The organism is Metasolibacillus meyeri (assembly GCF_003049505.1).
Classification (GTDB): domain Bacteria; phylum Bacillota; class Bacilli; order Bacillales_A; family Planococcaceae; genus Metasolibacillus; species Metasolibacillus meyeri.
Window position 1 is genome coordinate 1 of the sequence record NZ_PYWN01000217.1, and the last position, 5657, is coordinate 5657.

A 5657-nucleotide genomic window follows, 5' to 3' on the forward strand; every position below is an offset into this window, starting at 1 on the left:
ATTCGCAGATAAATCAAGGGAAAGCGCAGATATCTTGGGGGATTCGCAGATAAATCATAAGAAAGCGCAGATATCCAGAGAAATCCGCAGATATGTCATAGAAAACAGTTTGTCACACGATTTTGTGTAACCGTCGAGTGAAGTATTTTGATATAGCTAAAGATATGCGCTACCCTGTGCGCTGTGCATCGCATTAAGGGATTCATAGCTGTGGCTTGGTCAATGCTTCTGCTGTTGTATCCCGCATTAACTATGAAGATGTTCATGCGAATCAGCTTCAAATCGTTTTGCTTGTCTGCCATGAAAAAACCTCCTTCTAAACTGTTTAAAATGATTAATGGATCTTATAAAAAAGCGTTAATTCTTGGAAAAGGTGTAACGTTTTTTATGTAGATATTTATTTTCAATTAAGGTAAATAAAATTAGGTATAGCTATCAGTAGAGGCTAGCTATACCTATTATTTTTCTTTAGTAAATTATCTACAAATACATATCGGTAAAGAAAAAACCTATATAAACCTTTGTTTCTTTAAAATAACTCTTGATATCAAGATACACATTGGCGACATAAGTATATTAGATACACTTTAATAATATATTCATTAACAGGCTGTTGGTCACACAGGGTGTGAAGTTCTTAGCTTGTGCTCCTTTACTACCAATCAGAAAACTCCCCATTTTTATTTAATAAGGCGACCGTTTTTTCATTACCTCCGCAACTGCATGTGACTCAACATCGGATTCTTGTTCAAGCTGCTTGATTATTTCCTTGTAATCTTGCGCTGTTCGATTTTGACTTAATTTATAGGCAGCTTGCATTTCTTCTATTTTAATTTGAATGCCCACAATGCCTTTTAGTTCACGTTCCAATAATTCAGGGGATAATGTATCCCATAACACGGGTTTCTCGCGATGACTTTCATATTTGACGAGTAATTTGGCTAAATCTTGCTGTAGTGCTTTGCCTTCAAAAGTTGTTGCCTGCCCGTAAATGTGCACAGCTTGATAATTCCATGTTGGCACATTTTCTTGTTCGTACCAAGATGATGAAATGTAGGCGTGTGGTCCCTGGAACATAACGAGCACTTGCTCATGATTTTGTAACGAGCGCCAAATTGGGTTGCCGTAAGCGACATGTCCAGTTAAATAATGGCCATCTTCCTTTTCCACGAGCTGTAAAGGTAAATGAACAGCAAGCGGTCTATTTTTATGTGTGGATACAAGTGTTGCAAAGCTGTTATGTTGAATAAATTGTTGAATTTCCTGTATATCTGTTACTTTAAAATATTTTGGAATATACATTGTACGCCCCCCTTTTAAATTCATTGTAAATGTTTACATTTATCCTCACAACATGTAGATTAGAAATAACTTAGTGTGGCGAAATAATAGCACTGAAAGGGAAGTGTGTACATGACAAATGATAAAATAGCTCCTTACCTCCAATCAGAAACTGCACGGCAGCAGCTTTATAAGCGAACATTAATTGTTATTTTGTGCTCGCAAATTTTTGGTGGAGCCGGCTTGGCAGCAGGTATTACAGTAGGGGCTTTACTTGCGAAAGATATGCTCGGAACGGATAGCGTGACAGGTCTGCCAGCAGCGCTCTTTACGTTGGGTTCAGCTTTAGCAGCCTATATTGTAGGGCGCGTATCGCAAAAATATGGTCGGCGCTACGGTTTAGCGTCTGGTTTTTTTGTAGGGAGCCTTGGAGCGCTTGGTGTGGTTGTAGCGGGGGCAATCGATAATATTGCTTTGCTGTTTATTGCATTGTTCCTTTACGGGGCAGGGACAGCAACAAACTTGCAGGCACGCTATGCAGGAACTGATTTGGCGACAGATAAGCAGCGCGCAACGGCAACAAGTATAGCGCTTGTTGCAACGACATTTGGAGCCGTTGCAGGACCTAATTTAGCGACAACAATGGGCAAGGTGGCCGAAAGCTTTGCGTTACCAGCGTTAGTAGGGCCGTTTATTTTAGCTGCTGCAGCCTATGCTTTAGCTGGTGCTATATTATTTATTTTTTTACGACCTGATCCATTGCTTGTCGCAAGAGCAATTGCCCTGTACAATACAGCAAATAAAACAGTAAAAGCTGAAATGACGATGGATAAGAAGCAAATGATGCGAATGGGTATTATTGTAGGAGCCATTGTTTTAGTGTTAACACAGGTAATTATGACCTCGATTATGACGATGACACCTGTCCATATGCTGCATCATGGTAGCCATTTAAATGCAGTTGGTATTGTGATTGGTTTACACGTAGCAGCTATGTATTTACCTTCTTTAGGTACTGGACTATTAGTAGACAAAGTAGGCAGAACTTTTGTGGCACTTGCTGCGAGTATGACATTAGCGGTTGCAGGAATATGTGCTGCCTTTGCGCCGGGTGATTCATTACTATGGCTAGTAGTCGCACTTATGTTACTAGGGCTTGGCTGGAATTTTGGCTTAATTAGTGGGACGGCTATTATTATCGATTCAACAACTATACATAATCGTGCAAAGGTGCAAGGCTCTGTCGATGTGGCAGTGGCGCTAGGGGGCTCCTTTGGCAGCGTTGTTTCGGGTGTGGTCGTTGCCTTTTCTAGTTATGCGACACTTGGCTTTATCGGCATGACCTTTGCGCTCTTTGTTATACCGGTTGTACTATGGGGCTATAAAGCAAAGCGAGTGGCATAGAAAATGTGATATGATAATGCAAAGAGTAAGCAATCTAATAGAAAAGAGGAATGAAGGATGGGCAGATTAATTCATTTTGAAATTCATGTTAGTAATATGGAAAGAGCGAAAACGTTTTACGGAGAGGTGTTTGGCTGGTCGTTTCAAGATTGGAGTGATTACGCAGGGATGCCTTATTTCGGTGCAGTAACGGGCAGTGAGGATGAGCCTGGGATTAATGGAGCATTAGTACAACGTCAAGGCGCCGAGCCTGAAGCGAATCAGCCAGTCAATGGCTATATGAGCACAATGGGTGTAGTGGATTATGATGCGACTGAAGCGAAAATTTTAGCGCATGGTGGTAAAGTCGCAATGGCGAAATATGCTTTACCAGGTATGGCATGGCAAGGGTATTATACAGATACAGAAGGCAATGTATTTGGTATTCATCAGCCTGATGAAACTGCAAAATAATGATGAAAAGTATGGGGGTGTCTGGAAAGGTTTTTCCTTTTTAGGCACCCGCAACTTTTTTTAATTGTTAGCGTCACAAAATAGCGGTATATATCTTTTTTCTAGTACATACAGATGGTATACTAAACTTTATGGATTAAAAGGAGAGGAGGCATTTCATATGCGAAAAGTACAAAAAAATAATCAAAATAATCAAAACCCAAAAGCGCAGCAACGAGCAAAGCTTACATTTCGAATGAATGTCCTTTTCTTTTCGATTTTTATTTTATTCTCCACGCTTATTTTCCGATTAGGCTATTTACAAATTGTTAAAGGTGAAGAGTATGTGCTTGAAGTTAAAAGTACAGAGGAAGTGCGCGTTAATACGAGCGTACCGCGCGGGCGCATTTATGATCGCTACGGGCGCATTTTAGTAGACAATCAGCCAGAAAATGCGATTACCTATACAAAAATGCCAACGACGAAGCAAAAGGAAATGTTAGACATCGCGATTGAACTGGCGAAATTAATCGAACAGCCAACAAATCGTGTCACACAGCGTGATAAGCTTGATTTTTGGATTTTATTAAAAAATGAAGAAGCGTTAGCAAAAGTAACAGATGAAGAAAGAGCCGAATATCGAGCTCAAAATGAAGAACTTGAAGAAAAGCAAATCAATGCAGAGATGGATCGCCGTATTCGCGAGCGCATTACAGATGAAGAATTAGCGCAGCTAACAGATTTTGATTTAGAAGTATTGGCAATTTATCGGGAAATGATGTCAGGCTATAATTTATCGCCACAAATCATTAAGAGCGAAGGTGTAACAGATGATGAATTTGCACGCGTTTCAGAGCGCTTGGCGGATTTACCTGGTGTCAATACAACAACCGATTGGAAACGCGTCCGCTTAACACCGTTTTCTCTTTTGGGTCGAACAACAGTGCCAAGTAAAGGGATTCCAAGAAATAAGCTCGATTTTTATTTAGCACGTGACTATTCGCGCAATGACCGTGTTGGTGAAAGTTATTTCGAGGCGCAATATGAGGAGATTTTACAAGGCGAAAAATCAGTCGTAAAAAATATTACAAATAAAAAAGGGCAAGTTGTTGAAATGCAAACGACTTATCCTGGTGAGCCTGGCAAAGACTTAGTGACAACGCTTGATATGGAATTACAAGCAGAGGCAGAGCGCCTTGTTGAAAAGTATTTACTAGAGTTAAAGGCACTTGGTTCTTCAAGTCTTTTAGACCGAGCATTTTTCGTTATGATGGACCCGAATACAGGGGAGTTGTTATCCATTGTAGGGAAAAAAATCGAGAAAGATGAGGAAACGGGCGAAAGCTATATTATTGATTATTCCTATGGTGCGTTTACAACAGCTTATGAAGTAGGTTCCAGTATTAAAGCAGCAACCGTTCTGATGGGCTATTCTGAAGGTGTCGTTAATATCGGGTCAACGTTGATAGATGAACCTATTAAGCTATTAAGTACGGAACCAAAAAGCTCGATTTTTAACCGTAAAAGCCGTATTTCAATGACGGATTTAAAAGCGTTAGAGCGTTCATCCAACTCCTATATGTTTAAAATTGCATTGGGTATTGGTGGAACAAGCTATTCTTATAATATGGGGTTAAGATTGCGTGATGATACGTTACAAAGAATGCGCAATGGCTACTCGCAATTTGGTTTAGGTGTGCCAACAGGTATTGATTTACCTGGCGAGTTTGCAGGTTATCAAGGGATAATGGATACACCGGGTAAAATTCTTGACTCAGCGATTGGACAATTTGATACGTATACACCATTGCAGTTAGCCCAGTATATTTCAACCGTTGCAAATGGAGGCTATCGTGTACAGCCACGCATGCTAAAGGAAATTCGCAAACCTTCTGCTGACGGCGAAACATTAGGAACGCTCGTACAGGAAGTAGAACCGAAAATTTTGAATCGTATTTCAAATACAGATGCAGAAATTGAGCATGTGAAAAAAGGGCTGCGACAAGTTTATATTGGCTCACAAGGGTCGGCCGCTAGATCCTTCCGTGATGCACCCTACACAGCCGCTGGGAAAACAGGTACTGCCGAGGTAGTATATTACGGTCCGCAAACGGACAAATATCGAACAAATACAATAACGTTAACGCATGTTGGTTTTGCACCATATGATAATCCGCAAATTGCCTATGCAGTAGTGATTCCATGGGTAACAACAGACTTTAGCCGAGACTTAATACAAAATAATGAATTGGCTCGTGAAATTGTTGATTATTACTTTGAATTACAACAAAAATATGAGCAAAATGGAATGAAGGATAATTTAACAACACAAAATATTCTGCCACCGTTTTCTGAAGATCGTCTTGATGAAGATGAGGCGCATACAACGGCGACAGAAGAGTAATCTGAAAAGTTCAGATAACAATCCCGTATTTTTTATCCCGTATTAACAAGCTGTAAGACTCCCACTTCAAAATAGTGAGTGGAACGAAATAGTTAAGTGGGGAATCAACAGCCTGTAAAAACCCGATTGAGGCCAA

Annotated in this window: 4 protein-coding genes; 3 read left to right on the forward strand and 1 reads right to left on the reverse strand. The window is 40.2% G+C overall.

Annotated elements, in window-relative coordinates; translation table 11 throughout:
* Nucleotides 1-684: 684 nt before the first annotated feature.
* The gene (locus tag C9J34_RS21005) at nucleotides 685-1302 is read right to left on the reverse strand and encodes an FMN-binding negative transcriptional regulator (RefSeq protein ID WP_107842111.1); all 618 of its coding nucleotides are present in this window, start codon (nucleotides 1300-1302) and stop codon (nucleotides 685-687) included.
* Nucleotides 1303-1413: 111 nt separating this feature from the next.
* Between C9J34_RS21005 and C9J34_RS21010 the strand changes: the two genes are divergently transcribed.
* The 3 genes from C9J34_RS21010 to C9J34_RS21020 all read left to right on the forward strand — a co-directional run bounded on the left by C9J34_RS21010 (nucleotide 1414) and on the right by C9J34_RS21020 (nucleotide 5521).
* Nucleotides 1414-2685: an MFS transporter gene (locus C9J34_RS21010; protein WP_107842112.1), complete on the forward strand. Its 1272-nt coding sequence runs from the start codon at nucleotides 1414-1416 to the stop codon at nucleotides 2683-2685.
* Between the two features lie 57 nt (nucleotides 2686-2742).
* Nucleotides 2743-3138 (forward strand): VOC family protein, encoded by a 396-nt coding sequence (locus tag C9J34_RS21015; protein ID WP_107842113.1) that lies wholly within the window; start codon nucleotides 2743-2745, stop codon nucleotides 3136-3138.
* Nucleotides 3139-3298: 160 nt separating this feature from the next.
* A complete protein-coding gene (locus tag C9J34_RS21020; RefSeq protein WP_107842114.1) occupies nucleotides 3299-5521 on the forward strand; it encodes a peptidoglycan D,D-transpeptidase FtsI family protein in 2223 nt (740 codons plus the stop codon).
* Nucleotides 5522-5657: the final 136 nt, after the last annotated feature.

Bases quoted from the DNA above. Each gene is read 5' to 3' on its own strand.
- C9J34_RS21010 (WP_107842112.1), top strand. From the start codon at position 1,414: ATGACAAATGATAAAATAGCTCCTTACCTCCAATCAGAAACTGCACGG.
- C9J34_RS21020 (WP_107842114.1), top strand. From the start codon at position 3,299: ATGCGAAAAGTACAAAAAAATAATCAAAATAATCAAAACCCAAAAGCG.
- C9J34_RS21015 (WP_107842113.1), top strand. From the start codon at position 2,743: ATGGGCAGATTAATTCATTTTGAAATTCATGTTAGTAATATGGAAAGA.
- C9J34_RS21005 (WP_107842111.1), bottom strand. From the start codon at position 1,302: ATGTATATTCCAAAATATTTTAAAGTAACAGATATACAGGAAATTCAA.